The organism is Stieleria varia (genome assembly GCF_038443385.1).
GTDB classification, from domain to species: domain Bacteria; phylum Planctomycetota; class Planctomycetia; order Pirellulales; family Pirellulaceae; genus Stieleria; species Stieleria varia.
Genome location: NZ_CP151726.1, coordinates 6,056,834 through 6,076,659, shown reverse-complemented (window position 1 = coordinate 6,076,659; position 19,826 = coordinate 6,056,834). Strand labels below are relative to the sequence as shown.

The following is a 19,826-nucleotide window of genomic DNA, read 5'->3' as shown; positions in this document are numbered from 1 at the left end:
CCAATCGGTTGGCGGCAATCCTTGCGCGGCGGACAGGCATCGCCACTGCAGGGCCCATTGCTGCTTTGCCCATGAAGACCTCAAAGACCAGCAAACGACCATAAGCCGCGGAGGCGGCGGAAGCATAAAGCCTGAGACGTCAGTCCCAGGTCTCGTTTCGCAACGATTCCAGACAAGCCGCGAAGCGGCGACAGATTTTGGGTGATGCCATGCCGGATCTGTCGCCGCACCACGGCTTTTTGGTCGCGGTCATGGGCACACCATGGGGCTCACGCCCTTGTCTTTACCCACAAGTCGTCACGCCTTTTTTGTATCAGCAAGTTCCATTCCGGCAACTAGGAGCTGAAGTTTCTGGAATCCGTACCAGATGGTGTGCCAGCCTGGCTCGCCGTCGCTTTTTCGCCCAATGAATCCACCCAGGTTGGCAACTTGACGAAAAAATTCGTAAACCGTTAGCTTAGTGAGTTTCAACTTGGGGCGGTACACGGCAAGACAACGCAGCCAAGCGTGCGGAATTCGATTTCTGGCCTTGGCGGTCTGGTCGTTGCGTCCAACAAGTTTCAACTGAAACAAGCGGACACCTATCACACTGGTCAATGCGATCTGAGCTTCCAGACGATCCGCCGAACGCAACGAGTGGCCTTCAAGATTACATCCGGATTTAAGTACTTTGTGGTACTCCTCGATCAGCCAACGATTTTCATAATCCGAGACGACCTGCCAAGCATCTTCCAGTGTCGCCGCTGGAAGACTTGTCAATAAGACCCACTCAATAGATGAGACTCCCTTTGGTGCATTGACTTCTCGTACAACCACCACATTCATCGTGATTTCTTCGATCCCAAAGCTCCGAATCTTCGGGCTCACCTGTGACGGACGAGGAAAGGTTGCTTCGGCAACGAGTATCTCCATCGTTGCCGTTCTTGCCTTCACTCCTGGGCGGCTGCGCAAAGATAATTCATAAGTGCCAACGCGCATTGCATTGCCCACAGCCTGCCTAAGGCTCACCTTTTCTCCGCGATTATCGATGACTTTACGCGAAAGCCTCGAAGCACGAATTACCCAGTCATCCCCAGTCCTAACGATATGGCACATGGTTTCGAAGCTATCGCCACCACGATCAAAAACGTGGACCCACTGGCTACCCTCCGGGGAAGGCCCGATGCGATCGACAAGATCTCCCCACAAGCTGCTTTCGCGATAACGTTTCAGGCGTTGTGTCCGAGTTTCATCTTTTGGGACATGTTTTCGTTTGAATAGAATTGCCCCCGCTTCGCCGACAATTTGCTCGTTATCACAATCGTACATCAAGCAATTGTGCAATTGAAACCCGCGACCGACGCCACTGCCCAACATCCCAAGGCCTGTGGTCGCCTTGTGAGAGAAGTGGTCGATGTCGGTTGTATCGCTGATTAACAAATACCGACCGGGCTTTGTATCGCGAGTCTTATTCCAATGTGATGAAGCGATCGAATCCAATGTCGCTTCGGGTCGATTGAACAACCCGTACGCGGCCTTCAGATCGGACCATTTTGTGTTCTGTTTGCACAAAGACTGATCCGGAGCGTCGAGCATATTTTTAGCGACGGTCTGTAATCGTTTATTCCGTCGAGGGTCCCCCAAATCGCAATTGGAGAAATGTTCCTCAACCCACTGCGCATTGTCGAGCACTTTCATCACAATCCATTCCCTCAAAAAAATCTGTGACTAGGCCGACACCTCCTTGCCGGCGCTTCTTGGTAGCTTCCAAATCATCCTGGCCACAACGCAATCTTTGCGATTGACAACGACCAATTCACCTTCATCGTGTTTCACGCGATCACTCACACGGACAAAAACGACGTGAAAATCCCTCGCGTTTCACGCCGATTGGTAGACTTGTGGGTAAAGACAAGGGCTCACGCCCCATGCTTTATGCTGTCGTCGCATCCGCGACTGCGAACAGACGAAGAACGATATCAGACGGCCCCCATCGTCAATCAACACAGGATTCGCGTGTTAATCCTCCTGCTGTCCAAATGATCGTGACATGGTGGTCTGTCCCCAACGCACGATGTCCCCAGCCCGCAAAACTAACGGGGGCGGTTTGTTTTCTTGGTCCGAATGAGAAAATGGTTTCGCTTCCTTTAGAGTCGAGACTCGCGTAGAATGGTGGCATGTCTCCAGAACAACATCTCCAGCGACTGAACGAAGCTCGCGACCAAGAAGATTCTTGGACGGAATGGTATCGCCTAACGCCTCTGGAGCGTTGGGAGGAATCAAAGAAGTTGTGGCAGTTTTATCTCCAGGTAGGTGGCTCTCTTGATCCCGAACCCGATAGTCAAAGTCCTTTCGACGCTTTCATGCCACGGGGTTCGGTACCTGCTTATGGGCGGTCAAGCGTGCGTGTTCTACGGCGCGGCCGAGTTTAGCAGAGATTGCGATATCGTAATCCTCGCCGAAACTGAAAATCTCAATCGGCTAGATTCGGCTCTTGACGAGCTTGAAGCCAAATGTATTGCCGTTCCGCCAAAGGACTGGACTTACCTCGAGCGTGGGCATGCAATTCACTTTCGTTGTTTTCATCCTGAATCCTCTCAAATTCGTTTGGACGTATTGACCAAAATGAGAGGTTGCGACGATTTCGAGTCGCTGTGGGAACAGCGAACTACAATCGAGGATGCGGATGGAGTTATTTACGAACTACTTGGCATCGAAGACTTGGTCCGCGCTAAGAAAACTCAGCGAGACAAGGATTGGCCGATGATTCGCAGATTAATCGATGCGCACTATGATCAGAATCGCGACGAGCCAACCGAAGACCGAGTACGATTCTGGCTTCGTGAATCTCGAACGCCGGAGGTTTTAATCCGAGTGGCTGCCGAGCATCCCGATTTGCTTCAGGAAGCTATGAAGACGAGGCCGTTGCTCGTCGAAACGATGTCTGCGAGCCGCACCGCTTTGACGCAAGAATTAGAGAAAGAGCGAGCGTTGGAGCGTGAGGCCGATCAGCGATACTGGCGACCATTGATGAAAGAGCTTGAGGCGATGCGTGCGGCGAAGCGGAGAAAGTAGAGGTCTTGGTCGTCGTTGCTCTTCTCAATCAATCACCGGTGGATGGAACTGGCTATAGAATTCGATTGGGACAAGCTTTCGGGAACATGGCACTTTACCGATTGCCGCACGGGAATCACTGAATCGATCTCAATCCCGTTTTTTCTTCCGCACCGCTTCTTACAACGCATTGATCCAACCGGGGGCTCTGTCCCTGTTTTCTCGTTTATAGCTGCCGGCAAACAACAATAAGCCGCGGAGGCGGCGGAAGCATAGAGTCCCAGGTGGCGTTTCGCGACGATTCCAGGCCAACCGCGAAGGCGGCGACAGATTGTCGATGATGCCGTGCGGTATCTGTCGCCGCTCCGCGGCTTTTTTGTCGCGGTTTTGGGCGTCTCATGGGGCTGACGCCCCATGCTTTATGCTGTCGTCGCATCCGCGACTACGAACAGACCAAGAACGATATCAGGTGGTCTCCGTCATCCATCAATACTCACGCGAAGACGCAAAGGCGCGAAGAAAGGTACCCCCCCTTCGCGCCTTAGCGCCTTCGCGTGCAAACATCCACGGGGTTTGTCGGGCTTGCGGGAACACAGCACTTTGCTGATTGCCGCACCGGTTCACCGAATCGATCTCAATCCCGTTTTTTCCTCCGCACCGCTTCGTACAACGCGGTTCTCCAACAAGGTGCGCTCTCCCTGTTCTCCTCTTTAAGACTTCCAGCAAACACAAATAAGCCGCGGAGGCGGCGGAAGCATAAAGCCTGGGACGTCAGTTCCAGGTCTCTTTTCGCGACGATTCCAGGCCAACCGCGAAGGCGGCGACAGATTGTCGATGTTGCCGTGCTGGATCTGTCGCCGCTTCGCGGCTTTTTTGTCGCGGTTTTGGGCGTCTCATGGGGCTGACGCCCCATGCTTTATGCTGTCGTCGCATCCGCGACTACGAACAGACGAAGAACGATATCAGGTGGCCCCCGTCATCCATCAACACTCACGCGAAGACGCAAAGGCGCGAAGAAAGGTAACCCCCCCTTCGCGCCTTAGCGCCTTCGCGTGCAAACATCCACGGGGCTTATCGGGCTTGCGGGAACACAGCACTTTGCTGATTGCCGCACCGGTTCACCGAATCGATCTCAATCCCGTTTTTTCCTCCGCACCGCTTCGTACAACGCGGTTCTCCAACAAGGTGCGCTCTCCCTGTTCTACTCTTTAAGACTTCCAGCAAACACAAATAAGCCGCGGAGGCGGCGGAAGCATAAAGCCTGAGACGTCAGTCCCAGGTCTCGTTTCGCAACGATTCCAGGCCAGCCGCGAAGGCGGCGACAGTTTGTCGATGATGCCGTGCGGTATCTGTCGCCGCCTTCGCGGCTTTTTTGTCGCGGTTTTGGGCGTCTCATGGGGCTGACGCCCCATGCTTTATGCTGTCGTCGCATCCGCGACTACGAACAGACCAAGAACGATATCAGGTGGTCTCCGTCATCCATCAATACTCACGCGAAGACGCAAAGGCGCGAAGAAAGGTACCCCCCCTTCGCGCCTTAGCGCCTTCGCGTGCAAACATCCACGGGGTTTGTCGGGCTTGCGGGAACACAGCACTTTGCTGATTGCCGCACCGGTTCACCGAATCGATCTCAATCCCGTTTTTTCCTCCGCACCGCTTCGTACAACGCGGTTCTCCAACAAGGTGCGCTCTCCCTGTTCTCCTCTTTAAGACTTCCAGCAAACACAAATAAGCCGCGGGGGCGGCGGAAGCATAAAGCCTGGGACGTCAGTTCCAGGTCTCTTTTCGCGACGATTCCAGGCCAACCGCGAAGGCGGCGACAGATTGTCGATGTTGCCGTGCTGGATCTGTCGCCGCTCCGCGGCTTTTTTGTCGCGGTTTTGGGCGTCTCATGGGGCTGACGCCCCATGCTTTATGCTGTCGTCGCATCCGCGACTACGAACAGACCAAGAACGATATCAGGTGGTCTCCGTCATCCATCAATACTCACGCGAAGACGCAAAGGCGCGAAGAAAGGTACCCCCCCTTCGCGCCTTAGCGCCTTCGCGTGCAATCATCCACGGGGCTTATCGGACTTACGGGAATCTTACGGGGACATTGCACTTTAGGCTTACGGGGACAGGCTTACGGGGACATGGCACCTTACCGATTCCCGCACGGGAATCAACGAACGGATCTCAATCCCAATTTCTCCTCTGCGCCGTTTCGTCCAACGCGTTGCTCCAACAGGGTGCTCTGTCCGTGTTTTCTCGTTTGTAGCTGCCAGGAAACAACAATAAGCCGCGGAGGCGGCGGAAGCATAAAGCCTGGGACGTCAGTCCCAGGTGGCGTTTTGGGACGATTCCAGCCAAGCGGCGAAGCCGGCGACAGATTGTGGATGATGCCGTGCCGGATCTGTCGCCGCTTGGGATGTCCTGCAGAGCCACGTGAACGAGTCGTCGGCTCAACGTTTCGCCACCTGAGGCTTTCTGGCGACTTCGTCAAAGAGGGCCTCGAGTTCTGCTGCAGTTCGTGGGGTGGCACAGCGTAGCGTGAGCAGGTGGTTCCAATCTCGATTGCTGAAAATCCGAACTTCACCCGGCTTGAGAGCATATATTCGGCGGCCGTCTGGCGACAAAGCGATGCTGTCCGCCGCGCCGGAGCCAAACGTGGTCGGTATTTCACGTGCGGTCGAGATGTCCCAAACAGATATGCTTTGACCGGCAAGAATCAGTTGCGTTTCATCCTCCTGAAAGACAACTCCGTTGCCGCCGCAAGGCAATTTGGCGATCTGCCGTTTGTTGACCAGATCCCACACGCAAGTTTCGCGAGCGCCGACAAATGCCACGCGTTGGTTGCTGGGGCTGAATGCGACGGCGGGTGTCAACTGATCGCCGCAGTTGAGGACTTGTTTACCCGTTTCGGCATCCCAGAGGCATCCATGCCCAGCAAGCCAACGACCGTCACTGCTGAAGGCGCCGCCGCTGAACGCGTGGGGATTTCCGGCGCGGCCGAAAATTGGCAACTCCGCGATCCGTTGCTCGGTGACGAGATCCCAAAGTTGCGTTGTGAACCGCTTCTTGTCGGACAAGGTCACGGCAACGCGTCGATCATCGGGGCTGAACCAAGCTCCGACGAACTGCTCGCACGGAATGTCGGCAATGACGCGGCCCTGCGTATCATCAATCAGTTTTACATTTCTACTTTGGTGGGTAACGCAATACTGTTTCCCATGACTGTCGATACGATTGATCAAGTGCGGGGCGACAGGCGGCAGCGGTAATGCGAACTCCGACTGCTGGTCTAGACGCCAGACTCGCGTGGGTGGAAACGTGATCAGGACATTGTGGTCAGGACTTAAAGCCATGCCGGTGATTTCCTGCTCGCTGCCACGCAATTCCCGCGGCGATCTCATCAAATGAGTCTCCCAAATCCGAATCACACGGTCACGGCCTGCGGCGACGAGTGCCTGATCGCGAATCGTAACACAGCTCACCGGACCACCCTCCAAACGCTTGACTTCTATTCCATTGACCCTCGGGTTTGCCATCTGGTGCAGGTCCAGCGTGTCGTCATCATTGCGGACTGCTGCATACAGTTCGACGCCGTCATATCCGTACACGGTGCGGTGCTGGCGGGTCGGACCACGGAGACGAAGTGGAATTTCGGAATGAATCCAGGGCGTGACTTGTTTTTCCGGATGAGGCCAATCTGGAAATGATGGACCGAGGAGGTCACAACGCAGCATCAAAATGTTTCTCCAGAACGCCATGTCCCAGACGACAACTTCTCCTGACCACGGCGTACCGACTTTGACAAAACTGGGGTTCGTCGGATCGCTCGAGCGAAGCTTCGGGATGACTTCCTGGCGAGTCTCCAGATCCCAAGCTTTGTACGCGTAGCCATATCCGCCCGCCAGTACGAGCCTTTCGTCTGGCGAAAAACACACCGCGCGTCCTCCGATAAACCGATCACCGGTAATTGCCAGGCGTTCTTCGCCGGTCTCGACGTCCCAAACACGGACCGACCCGACACGCCGGTCACGCATGATTCGAAAGTTCGTCGCCGCGCACAGTCTGCCGCTAGGACTGAAGGCGACGCTGTGGTCGAATTCACCATGATGGTCCGACGAGTCGGCGAAGTTGGTCGGCCGCCCCGGCGAGATGCGCCACCTCTGCAGTGGTTGGAGAGTTTGCAGGTCCCAGATCGTTGCGTGCGTTTCATCCGCCATGGCCAAGCGGCGACCGTCGCTGCTCACCGCTGCGCTGCGGCCGTGTGCGGCCGGAATCAACTGGCTCGTGTTGTGCACCCGAAAGTCCCAGTAGTGCCATTCCGGCCCGCGCAAGTCTGTCGCCCCGGGGTCATTCTCGGGACGATGTTTGTTCAACAGATCACGTACCACCTCCATCTTGCCGGCCTGCCAAGCAGTCCCGACCAACTGCATGTCGGTCGTGTACTCCTGCCACGCTTTCTGCTGATTCGCTGCTTCCGCTTCCTGTTCCTTGGCAACAGCGGTTGCCGCTGCAGTGTTGCGTTCTTGCTCGGCGCGTGACTTCTCCTGCTCGGCCAGGGACTTTTCCTGTTCGGCGAACGATTTCTCCTGCCTCACGGATTCCACTTCGTTGGTCAAGCGTGTGGTTTTCAGGGAAAGTGTCCAAACCGTGGCGCCGCCGACGAGCGAGACCAGCAGCAGCGTGGCCACCAAAGCCGCCGCCATGGGGCGTTTCTTTGCGCGACGCCAAGTCCGTTCCCAAAGCGATGTGGGCCGAGCCAGGATGGGATCCCCGTCAAGAAATCGCGTCAGATCGGCCGCCAAGGCTGCCGCAGATTCGTAGCGCAACCTGGGTTCCTTCTCAAGGCACTTGAGGCAGATCGTTTCAAGATCTCGAGGAATGTTGCGGTCGGGACACAGGCGTCGAGGCGGCACCGGATTTCGTTCGCGTATTTCGTCCAGCACAGCCAGATCGTGCAGGCCGTCACGGGATGGAAATGGCGGCCGTCCGGTGAGCAAATGGTAGAGCGTTGCACCGATTGCATAGATGTCGACCGCCGGTCCAAGCTGATCAGCTCGACCGCTCGCCTGTTCGGGAGCCATGTAAGAAATCGTGCCGACGATCGCGCCGGTCTTGGTCAGCTCCGTGCCACCGGTTGTTTGGCGGGCGAGGCCAAAGTCTGTGAGTTTCAGTTGCGAGTTCGTATCGACCAGAATGTTCGCGGGTTTCAAGTCGCGGTGGATCAGATCAGCCTCGTGAGCATGCGCGACGGCCTGTGCTGCGGTCGCCATCGCTCTCGCTGACCAGTGGGGCGTTGGCAAGCCTTGTTGGATGACATGCTTAAGATCCGTTCCCTCAACGAATTCCATCGCGATATAGTGCACACCGTCGCATTCGTTGACTTCCAGAACCGAGACGATGTTTGGATGCTGGAGCCGCGCCAACAGCATCGCTTCTCGGCGGAAGCGGGCGACGAGGTCAGGGTGCTGATGTTCGCGTTTGAGTAACTTGACGGCCACCGGACGCGATAAGCTCAACTGCATTCCCCGCCAAACTTGTCCAAAACTACCCTCGCCCAAGATCGAATCCAGGCGATACTCGCCGACATAACGAACCGATAATCTCTGCGGATCCGATGTTGTTTCGGTGGACTCCAGATCAAGCGTCTCGGTGGCGGAGGAATCTGGATGAAAGGTCCGTGTCCGCTCCGAAAGGGAAAACAAGATGTCAGATCGCAACGCTTCGAACATTCGTTTCAGCTCAGGCATCAAATCCGGATGGCTTTGATACACGGCCGACAGGTCATAGTCCGAATCCTGCCGGAGTGCCTCCCGATATTGGTCCAGAAGTTGCCGAATGCGCGCGGCTTGATCCATAACGTAGTTCGCTCGATACTTGGACGACCACTGCTTCGGGAGTTCTCGGCTTGGTGGATCCCATTTCGCAGGCTGGGCCAGAAGTCTCCTTCTTGTGCAGTCCTGTCGCCGATTCTCCCAATGCAACGGAGTTCTATGATGGGTGAATTGTAGCCGAACTTTGCGCACCAGCATCTGCCTGAGTCCATGCTTTATGCTGTCGTCGCATCCGCGACTGCGAACAGTCGACCAACGATATCAAATGGTTTCCATCATCCATCATTGCTCACGCGAAGACGCAAAGGCGCGAAGAAAGGTGCCCGCCCTTCGCGCCTTAGCGCCTTCGCGTGCAAACATCCTCAGGACTTATCGGGCTTACGGTGGGCTGTTCAAAGTTTGGTGTTGACATTGTTTTTTCAGTTCATGATTTTGTTCCATGCATCGCAATCAAAGTGAGCCTCAGGCGCTAGCCGTGGGCCGGCACCACAATCCGCCTCAGGTCCACGGCTAGCGCCTGAGGCTCACTGGGGTTACCAGCTGCGCCGGCAGTAGGGACATAAACTTGCGCAAACTCAAAACGACCCAACGCCAAATTTTGAACAGCCCAGGCTTACGGGAGTACAGCACTTCGCTGATTGCCGCACGGGAATCACCGAATCGATCTCAATCCCATTTTTGCTCCGCTCGGTTAGAGGCAATGCGATGCCTCAACAAAGTGCTGCTCCCGTTTTCCCCGCAAATAAATAAAAGCCGCGGAGGCGGCGGAAGCGTAAAGCCTGGGACGTCAGTCCCAGGTGGCGTTTCGCAACGATTCCAGCCAAGCCGCGGAGGCGGCGACAGATTGTGGACGCCGTGCCGAATCTGCCGCCGCTTCGCGGCTTTTTTGTCGCGGTCATGGGCACCCCCATGGGGCTCAGGGACGTGAAGTTTATTGCTGACGTCTTTGATCACCCATCTGCATGGGGCCTGAGTCGGGAAAGCGAAATTGGATCCCGCGAGGGATCGCAGAAGGTAGCCACGGGTCGCCGAAGGCGCACCCGTGGTATGCGACCATGTTGAATCGACCCCGAAGGGTGTCGCAGACTTCTCGGAATCGGGGCTGCGACCGCCTCCGGGGTCGGTTCTCGTCAGACTGAATGAACCGGCGATGATCGCTGCGCTCTATCGCCGGCTACCGTCTGAGACCGCTTCACGGTCATATGCAGCAACGATTCCTTTCACGTTCCCACGCCCCATGCTTTATGCTGTCGTCGCATCCGCGACTGCGAACAGTCGACCAACGATATCAGATGGTCCCCATCATCCATCATTGCTCACGCGAAGACGCAAAGGCGCGAAGAAAGGTGCTCCCCCCTTCGCGCCTTAGCGCCTTCGCGTGCAAACATCCACAGGGCTTATCGGGAGTACAGCACTTCGCTGATTGCCGCACGGGAATCACCGAAATGATTTCAATCCCATTTTTGCTCCGCTCCGTTTCGTACAATGCGATGCCTCAACGAAACGTCCTGTCGCCGCCTTCGCGTCTTGACGTGGGGACCGTCGGGGCGCGGGACCTGGGACTGGCGTTCCAGGCTTGACGTGTCCGGCGCCTCCGCGGCTATCAGCTGCAAATCGTCCTGATCATGATTGCGGTCGGAGATCGATCATGGTGGTGGTGAATGTGCCATTTCCTGCCATGAAGTGGGCTCCAGGCAGTATTCTTACCGCCCCGTCTCGCTTTGGTACGGCGAATGCCAAGTAAGTGTCCTGTAGAAACATTCCGGCTCAAACAACCCGTTCACTTGGACTCAAAAGGTACCACCATCATGATTGCCCCCGCAGAACCACGATCTAAGTCTGACCGCCCTGGACGATATTCCGTTGGTCCCGTTGGCTCGAGCCATGTGAGCGAGGCCGAACAGGGTACGGCCGGGAAGCTGATGGAGATGACAAAACATTGGGTCGGTCAACGGCCTGTCGTCACGGTTGCCGCGAGCGTTGCCATCGGAGTCGTTTTGGGTATCGTCGTCAAACGCTATGGCCGGTCGTAGTGCTTGAGTCTACGACTTCACCAAGCATTGCCAGCCACAGCATGACCAACCACATGAATGATTCATTCTCTGACAGCACACGAACGCTGGTGGTGTCCTATCAAAGTGTTCGCCGAGCGATCGGTGCTATCGGATTACTATTGCCGATCGTTCTCGGGCCTCTGGGGTGGCTGGTGCTCGGAATTGAAATCCAAGACAACATCAGCAGCTACTACCACACGGCTTTGCGCGACGTCTTCGTCGGAGCCATGTGTTCGATCGGAATCTTTCTATTCTGCTATCGGGGGTACGATTGGATCGAAAGCTGGACAGCCAACATCGGCTGCCTCGCAGCGCTTGGGGTGGCGTTGTTTCCACTCGACGCAAAGAGCGATCCGCTGTTTCAGAAATCACTCGTCGGCTACGTGCACACGCTCAGCGGCGGTGCGTTCTTTCTGACGCTCGCTTTCTATTCGCTCTACCATTTCCCCAACCCGCGAGCCTCGGAGCAGGAACTGGAGCCTCACATTCTGGAGCGTAATCTGATCTATCGATCAAGTGGTTTGGTGATTCTGTTGAGCATGGTGGCGATGGGGGCGTATCTGTTTCTCTTTCCGGCTCACTGGAAAAGTGTTTGCAACCAATACAACTTTCTCTTTTGGATGGAGTGGATCGCTGTCTGGTCCTTCGCCGCTGCTTGGCTGACGAAAGGACGCGCGATCTTTGCCGACATTGCTGTCGATTTGATGGCTTTGCCAATCGAGCGAATCCGTCGACGATCGGAAATGGACGGTTGAGAGACAACCGGGTCGATCGGAGAGCAAGGGATGCTTCCCAAACATTGCGTTATTTGAACGCACATGCATTGTGATCGCGATTTGTCCGCCCGTCGATCCACTCCGACAAGGTTGGCACATGAGTTGCATCGCTGAAGAAACAGTTCGGTTCGAGTACGACAAACACTCTCAGGAGAGATTTCAGATGGCTACGAAGCAAGAGATGTCCGGCAATTGGAAACAGTTTGCTGGTAAAGTGAAAGAAAAGTACGGTCAAGTTACCGATGACGACTTGTCTCGCGCCGAAGGCAATATTGATCAGCTCGTTGGCGTGGTTCAGGAGAAAACAGGTCAGACTCGCGAGCAGATCGAAGCGTTCTTTGAAGAGTGCTCAGAAGCGTGCGGATCAATGATGGATCGTGCCTCCGAGTATGCGTCCGCTGCTGGGGACACGTTGAAGGAAGGCTATGACGCGGTCAGCGAGCAGGCACGACGTGGGTACAACGCCTCAGTGAAAACACTTTCGCGGCATCCACTCGAATCCGTTGGAACCGCATTCGGTGTCGGGTTGCTCGCAGGCCTGTTGATCGGTGTCGCCATGGGGGCGCAGCGAGAACGGGAATTGAGCTGGCGTGAACGCTGGATGCGTTAGATATCCAGCGATGAAAAAAGAGGGCGTATTGGTCATTGCTTCTCTCAGCAGTCATCTCGCCCTCTCATCAAATCTCATCTCGCAATCGGAACAAAGAACCATGAAACTAGATTCACTCCATAAGCTGTATGTCCACGAACTGAAAGATCTCTACAGCGCAGAGACCCAATTGTTGGATGCGATTCCTAAGATGCGTGACGCGGCCACCGCTGACGAATTGAAAGATGCGTTTTCAGCTCACTTGGAAGAAACAAGAACGCATGTCACGCGACTGGAGGGGATCTTCAAATCGTTGGATTTTGAGCCTGGCGGTCACAAGTGTGCCGCGATGGAGGGGCTGATTAAGGAAGGCGAGTCCATCATCAGTAGCGACATCGAGCCACGAGTCTTGGACGCCGGTTTGGTCGCTGCTGCTCAACGAGTAGAGCACTATGAAATGGCTGGTTATGGCACCGCACGCTCCTACGCTGAGAAGCTGGGGCATCGAGATGCGGCTGATACGTTGCAACAGACTCTTAATGAAGAGGGTCTTGCCAACCAGACCTTGACCCGACTTGCAGAACGAAAAATCAACTTCATGGCGATGGATCTTTCAGGAAAGTGATCAAGTCGTTTCATCAAGAATGAGTGAGGCGACGAAGCAGCCATGCTTCGTCGCCTTTTTCAGTTTGACGGCTCACGTCTCATTTGCAGCAGTAGCAGAATGACAGCTCCTATGACGGAGCCGATCCATCCGCTGGATTGGATTAGCGAGCCTCCTTGAACCAAGTAGCCGATGACGCCGCCGACGAAGGATCCGCTGATACCCAGGAGAATCGTTCCCAGGCAGCCCATGGGCTGAGGACCCGGCATCAATCCACGAGCGATCAGTCCTACGAGAAAGCCGAAGAAAATCCAACCAATGAGCCAGAGCATCGTGATTTGCCGCCTTGATAGATCGGTGAAGAAATTACGTGAGACGGAATCATGGGATGCAATTCTCGTGCCCAATGGCGTCGTGGCTAGGAAGTCAGTTTACCGACCAGATTAAGCAATTGCGTTTTATCGATGGGTTTGCTGAGGTAGTCGTCGCAACCACTCTCAAGGCAGCGTTTCATGTCTCCCTGCATGGCGTCGGCGGTCAGTGCAATGATTGGTTCGGCGAAACCTAGTTGACGCAAGGCTTTGGCTGTTGTGTAACCATCCAGTCGGGGCATTTGCATGTCTAGTAGGATCAAGTCATACGGCCTGCCTTGCTCGATCGCATGAGTCACTTTGGCAATGGCGACTTCGCCGTCCTCGGCTTCATCGACCGTAGCGCCGGCTGAAGTCAAGAATCGTTTGCTAAGAAAGCGAATGTCACGGCGGTCATCGACGACCAGAACATGGCAACTCAGGTGAACTGCACTGGAGCTCGTGGTCGAATGAGGCTCAGGAGTATCCGCCACAGGGTTCACCAACGAAACGTGTTGCGACTCGCCGATGACGATTGAAACCGTGAACGTGCTTCCTTTGCCGAGCTCACTCTGGACAGAGATGTCGCCGCCGAGCATCTCGGTCAATCGCTTGCTGATCGCCAAACCAAGTCCGGTCCCACCAAATTCACGGTTGACGTTTCCATCCCCTTGCGAGAATGGTTGGAAAAGTCGCTTGCGTTGCTTGTCACTGATCCCGATCCCTGAGTCAATGACATCAAACCGTAGTCTTCTGGATTGCTCGGTATAGCTGACCACAAGTTCAACGGAGCCCTCGGGCGTGAATTTGATCGCGTTGCCTACCAAGTTGATCAATACTTGGCGTAGCCGTTTGGGATCGCTTTCGATCTGTTCAGGGATGGGGCCTCGATACTCGACCCCCAGTTCGATCTTGCTGCCACTCGCGCGAACTTCCATGATCGATCGGACATCTTCCACCAAACGTTGAGGCGAAAACGCTTGCTGACTGATTTCGAACTTGCCAGCTTCAATCTTTGAAAGATCAAGGATGTCGTTGATAATATCCAGCAAGAAATCGCCGTTTCGGCGGATCGTCCGCACATGGTCCATCGCCTCCGTGTCTTGAAGTTGATCGGCGATCAAGTCCGTGTATCCGAGGATGGCAGTCATCGGCGTGCGAATCTCGTGGCTCATGTTGGCGAGGAACTCGCTTTTGGATTGGTTTGCAGATTCGGCAACGGCGCGAGCTTGCAGCAATTGTTCTTCGGCCAGCTTTCGCTCGGAGATATCAACACCAGACCAGATCAGAAATTCCACGTTGTCGTCTTCGCCCATGACAGGTGCCATCATGAAGTCGATCATCAATCTCAAATCACTTTTTTGGTAGAGAGCAATGTCAAATCGCACTGTTTCACCCCCAAAGGCAGTGTCCATAGCGGATCGCATTTGCTCGACAATGGATTCGTCATAGGTCCACCAAGCGCATTCGGCGAAGTGCTTGCCGATCACGTCATCACGATTCACGCCGGCAATGTTCATCGACCTGTCATCGACTTCGACCAGGACTCCGTCGCGATCGATCACCCCCACGAGTCCGAGTTGATTATTGATGACCCGGCGTAAATGCGATTCGCGATCAGCCAGTTCCAGTTCCCAGTGCTTGTGGTCGGTGACATCCCTGGCCGCCAAGATTCCGTTCTTCGGTCGTGGCGGATTGGTGTCGTGATCAAAGAAAATTCGCTTGCGGATGTTGAGCCACCGAACACTACCATTAGGCATGACGATGCGATGTTCGACGGCCATCTGACCTGCTCCGTCGAGTTTGAGACTTTCTGCGATGCAGTGCTGCAGCGATACCCGATCGTCCGTGTGAAATGTCTCGTGAATTTGTTCACGTGTGACCTGTATCTCAGACTCACCTAAACCGTAGAGCCTCGCTGCTTCGGATGACAGCAAGACGGTATCGGTTGAATAATCGATCTGGGCGAGCGCAAAATCAGCGACTTCGATCCCCAGTCGCAATCGTTCTTGACTGGCCTGCAATGCTTCCGATGCTTGTCGAGCATCAGTAATGTCTGTATTCGTGCCGAACCATCTGACAATGCGACCGGTTGCGTCTCGAATCGGTTGGGCACGTGAGAGAAACCAACGATACTCTCCATCTTTAGAACGGAGCGGGAAGGTGTCTTCCCAAACTTCTCCAGACTCAAGCGATTGAGTCCAGCTACCGATGACGCGTTCAAGATGTTCGGGGTGTTGAACCGACTTCCATCCCCAGTCCCTCATCTCGTCAAGAGTGGTGCCGGTGTATTCAAACCAACGCTGGTTGTACCAAGAGATAGAACCCGAAGCGTCGGCCATCCAGGTGAACTGAGAGATGTTGTCCGCCAGATCGCGGAATTTGATTTCACTCTCCCGAAGAGCTGCTTCGGCATTGGCCCGCTCAAGCTTCAAGCGGATGATGTTAGAAAGTTGCCGCATCAAGTCAATTTCGTCGTCTCGCCACATGTGCGCGTGACGCTTGGTGATACAGATCATGAATTCCAGTTGCTGATCTCGACTGCACGGGGCATTGATGATCGCACCAATCTGAAGTGATGCGAAACTCTGCTTGTATCGGTCACTACGCGTAGCAGAGCTTGTGTCGTTCACCACCATGGCATGACCGGAGGCAAGAGCATGACGTTCCTCGACCGCCGCAAAGTCTGACATGTTGTAGACGCCGACCAAGCTCGGCGAGCCGTCGGTGCAAAAGTCCGAGATCACATCGGCTTGCTCTGCATCTTTATCCATTTCAACGACCAACACATGCGAGACCTGCATATGCTGCGCGATGCGTTGGCTCGCTTCGGCGATGATGGCATCTGCTGATGTCAGCGCAGCGAGTCGACTGTGTAAGTCAGCAAGGAATGTGAGAGACAGTTCGCGCTGCTTCCTTTCGGTGACATCGACGGCAACACTGAGGATCGACAACGGCCGTCCATCCGCATCTCGTCGAACGTTGCCTCGACAATGTGTCCAGACAAAACCGTCATGGTCGCCCCGAATGACGCGAAATTCCAGTTCATGGTCTTCACATTGTCGGGCGAATGCGGAATCGAGAAGACTCTCGATTCGCTCGCGGTCATCGGGGTGAATCGCATCGAGAAACCCAGCTTTGGTCGGAACGAACGTTTGCTCTGTGTAGCCAAACATTTCATACAGTCTGGGAGACCAAGTCACATGGTTTGCGGGAATGTCCCACTCCCAGATTCCCATTTGTCCGGATTCCAGAGCAAGATTCAGTTGCGCAATACGCTGCTGAACTTCACGTTCCGCCCAAATCCTCTCGCTGATGTCGATGCCGGAGGGAATCAAATGTGAAATCACTCCATTGTCATCTCGAACGGGAACCAGCATGAAATCGATGGTGATCCGTGAGTCGCCTGCCATTCGTACTTCCACGTCGTATCGCACGACTTCACCGTTCACCGCGGATTCAATCGCGTTTCTCAGGTCGACCGCAGTTTGATCGTCATGAGACCACCAATAGCACTCCCAAAACGGCTTGCCAATGACATCGTTACGGCGCAGTCCTCCCGCGAGAAGTGCCGTCGCATTGACTTCACGTAGCACGCCGTTGACGTCCAGGATTCCGACAAACCCCAGCATGTTGTCGATCACGCGTCGCAGATTTTCTTCACGTTCGGCAAGTTCGGATTGCCATTTTTTTCGTTCAGAGATGTCAAGGAATGTTACGACACAGCCGACCACCTCTCCTTCCTTGAACTGCGGGTACGCCCAATACTCCACATCAAACGAGCTGCCGTCTGCTCTCCAGTAGAATTCATCGTCGGCATGGACTCGCTCGCCCAATCGATAGGCACCATAGATTCTGCAATCTTCTGCTGGATAGCTTGTCCCATCCGGCTTGGTATGATGAATCAGTTCGTGCATGTGCCTGCCGAGCAACTGATCTGGACTCTCGTAGCCGAGCAAGTTGACGCATGCGTTGTTTGCAAATGTGCAATTGCCATTGAGGTCGATTCCATAGATGCCTTCTGCCGTGGAACTGACGAGTGAGCGAAGTTGTCCCTCGCTCTCTCGGATTTTCTCTTGGGACACTCGTTCTTCAGTCACATTGTTGAACGTGACAACGATCCCCTCTCGTTCACCCGACTGCGAGAGATACGGCAGCACGCGACGGATATACCACTCACCGGTTTGAGTTTGAATCGCGTCTTCAATAGGTGAATCAGCATCCAAATCCTTCAATTCTGGCAATGGAGGAATCTTATCCGCCAGCGGCATCAACTGTTTCAGTGGACGACCGATGTCGGTCGGAATCAGACCATAAATTTGAGTCGCCGCCGGAGTGTAACTGCGAATCCGTAGATCATCATCCAAAAAGATGGTCGCAATCTGCGTACTGCGAAGCAGATTATTAAGATCGCTGTTGGATTGCTCTAGCGCGCGAACGACGCCTTGAATCTCTTCTTTGGATGTCTCCAATTCTTCGTTGGCCGACTGCATTTCTTCGTTGAGCGAAAGCAGTTCCTCGTTCGAGGATTTCAATTCCTCGTTGGCGGTCTCGAACTCTTGAATCGATCGTTCCAAGTCATTTCGGGTCGATGCCAGTTCACGCTCTAGATGAGCGATGAGTGAATCTGCATCACTGTCGGCTCGGATGGAAACGGAATTCTCCGTTCCATCGAGATTGGCCAGCTCATCGCCATGAGTGAGTGGAAGCCCAGCATCATGAAACACGATCATGAACAATTCCGCCTCCTCTCCGACACGGGGCATCGGCTGAATCGTCAGCATCACGGGCTGTAGTTTTCCGTCAATTCGAACCGAAAGGTTGTCGTGAACGACTCGCCGACGTTTCGCTTTGGCTTCTTGCAACGTGGCACGCAGTCCGACACGCAGTCCATTGCGTGCCATTTTGATGACGTTGTTTTGGAAACTACCGGTCCCCACGGTCAAATATTTGTGCATGTCAGCTGATGCACAGAGTATTTTTCCGTCTTCGTCAACAATGACAGATTTTGGAGCGAACTCATCCAGTACGATCCGCTGCATGATTTGCATCAGATCTTCTGTCTCGTCATCAGCATTCAATGGATTCATGTCTGGTCCGCCATTCGCACTCCCCGCGTCATTCGTTGACAATGCCGCCGTTGTATTGACGCCGGTTCCTTTACGTTGAGACAGTCTATATTTTGCATCGACAACTCGGAATAGCTCGGCGTGCGATGAGATATTCTCAGACGGGCCGAGTAGCAGATATCCAGAGGGACGCAGTGAATAGTGAAAAAGCGGAATGAGTTTCTTTTGAAGGTGTGGGCCAAGATAGATCAGCAGATTTCTGCAGGAAATCATATCCAGACGCGAGAACGGGGGATCGCTAATCAGGTTGTGCGACGAAAACATCACCAGTTCACGGATTTCTCTCGTGACTTGAAATTTCTTACCACGCTTGATGAAGAAACGTTGCAGTCGTTCCTTGGAGATTTCATCCTCGATCCCGATGGGGTAAGTTCCTTGCCGGCAGATCTTCAGTGCGTGGTCATCGATATCGGTGGCAAAGATCTGAACTTCCGGAGGTGATGGGATCTGGTCCATGTGCTCACGGCAGAGCATGGCGATCGAATAGGCTTCCTCGCCAGTGGCGCAGCCGGGGACCCAAATCCGCACGGTGTCACTGGATACGCGGTTGGCAAACAGCTTTGGGATGACGGACTGTGAGAGCAGTTCAAATGCATCAGGATCACGAAAAAACTCTGTCACGCTGATCAGCAATTCGCGAAACAATGCCTGAGGCTCATCCTCATCTTGAACCAGAAACTTGACGTACGCATCGACTTGAGAAAGTTTCAGTACGTGCATTCGTCGACGAATCCGTCTTGCCAACGTGTTTTGTTTGTAGTGCTGGAAATTGTGGTTGGTGACCTCCATCAATCGCTTTGAGATGGTCGGGATGGCCTCGTGAATTCGTGAAGTGGATAAGCTGTCCAGTGAGTTTTCGACGCTCGACAGGTACGCGGCGTATTTCTTCAGCTCTAATCCAATCATTTCGGGAGAAAGAACGTGGTCGGCAACTCCCGTCGTCATGGCGCTACGCGGCATGCTGTCGAACTTGGCTGACTCGGCGGATTGAGTGAATGTCATTCCACCTGCGTCATTGATCGCCTTCAGTCCCAAGGTTCCGTCAGAACCTGTGCCGGACAAAATCACCCCGACGCCGCGTTCACCCTGGTCGTCCGCGAGCGATTGGAGGAAGTGGTCGATGGGCGCGTCGGGACGCACGTTGGAATCCGCATTGGCGATTCGTAACGATGAATTCCTTAGTTCTAACAACGTCCAAGGGGGGCAGACGTAGATTGACCCCGCTTTCACCTTCTTGCGACCACCGATCCGAACGACATCCAATGGCGTCGACTTGCTGAGAAGTTCGATCAGTAACTCGTCGCTTTCCTTCTCTAAATGTTGGACAAAGACAATCGCGATGTCATTTGTATCTTGGAGTGATCGCAGCAGTTCCTGAAACGCTTCCAATCCGCCTGCGGATGCGCCAACGCCAACGATCAGGGGGGGCAAGTTGCGGATCGGATGATTCATGGGTAGAGAATGGAT

The 19,826-nt window shown here is 54.4% G+C and carries 8 protein-coding genes; 4 read left to right on the top strand and 4 right to left on the bottom strand.

Annotated features, from left to right (window positions below; translation table 11 throughout):
- Positions 1 to 297 precede the first annotated feature (297 nt).
- Entirely contained in the window at positions 298 to 1,677 is a 1,380-nt protein-coding gene (locus Pla52nx_RS20550) for an IS4 family transposase (protein WP_342190210.1), read from the bottom strand.
- A 927-nt stretch (positions 1,678 to 2,604) separates the two neighbouring features.
- Between Pla52nx_RS20550 and Pla52nx_RS20545 the strand changes: the two genes are divergently transcribed.
- Positions 2,605 to 3,054, top strand: coding sequence for a hypothetical protein (locus Pla52nx_RS20545; protein ID WP_146520887.1), 450 nt, complete (start codon positions 2,605 to 2,607; stop codon positions 3,052 to 3,054).
- Between the two features lie 2,422 nt (positions 3,055 to 5,476).
- On the opposite strand, the gene Pla52nx_RS20540 is transcribed toward Pla52nx_RS20545, so the two are convergent.
- Positions 5,477 to 8,881 carry a WD40 repeat domain-containing serine/threonine protein kinase gene (locus Pla52nx_RS20540; protein WP_197454705.1) on the bottom strand — a complete coding sequence of 1,135 codons (3,405 nt, stop codon included), beginning with the start codon at positions 8,879 to 8,881 and terminating at the stop codon, positions 5,477 to 5,479.
- A 2,062-nt stretch (positions 8,882 to 10,943) separates the two neighbouring features.
- Between Pla52nx_RS20540 and Pla52nx_RS20535 the strand changes: the two genes are divergently transcribed.
- The 3 genes from Pla52nx_RS20535 to Pla52nx_RS20525 all read left to right on the top strand — a co-directional run bounded on the left by Pla52nx_RS20535 (position 10,944) and on the right by Pla52nx_RS20525 (position 12,901).
- Entirely contained in the window at positions 10,944 to 11,666 is a 723-nt protein-coding gene (locus Pla52nx_RS20535; protein ID WP_231742074.1) for a hypothetical protein, read from the top strand.
- A 184-nt stretch (positions 11,667 to 11,850) separates the two neighbouring features.
- Positions 11,851 to 12,297 carry a CsbD family protein gene (locus Pla52nx_RS20530; protein WP_146520890.1) on the top strand — a complete coding sequence of 149 codons (447 nt, stop codon included), beginning with the start codon at positions 11,851 to 11,853 and terminating at the stop codon, positions 12,295 to 12,297.
- A gap of 100 nt (positions 12,298 to 12,397) precedes the next feature.
- Entirely contained in the window at positions 12,398 to 12,901 is a 504-nt protein-coding gene (locus Pla52nx_RS20525) for a ferritin-like domain-containing protein (RefSeq protein WP_146520891.1), read from the top strand.
- A 59-nt stretch (positions 12,902 to 12,960) separates the two neighbouring features.
- Here Pla52nx_RS20525 and Pla52nx_RS20520 read toward each other — a convergent pair whose 3' ends face one another.
- Both Pla52nx_RS20520 and Pla52nx_RS20515 read right to left on the bottom strand, forming a co-directional pair.
- Complete coding sequence (locus Pla52nx_RS20520) at positions 12,961 to 13,212, bottom strand: GlsB/YeaQ/YmgE family stress response membrane protein (protein WP_146520892.1); 252 nt, start codon at positions 13,210 to 13,212, stop codon at positions 12,961 to 12,963.
- An 86-nt stretch (positions 13,213 to 13,298) separates the two neighbouring features.
- The gene (locus Pla52nx_RS20515) at positions 13,299 to 19,811 is read right to left on the bottom strand and encodes a PAS domain S-box protein (RefSeq protein ID WP_197454706.1); all 6,513 of its coding nucleotides are present in this window, start codon (positions 19,809 to 19,811) and stop codon (positions 13,299 to 13,301) included.
- Positions 19,812 to 19,826: the final 15 nt, after the last annotated feature.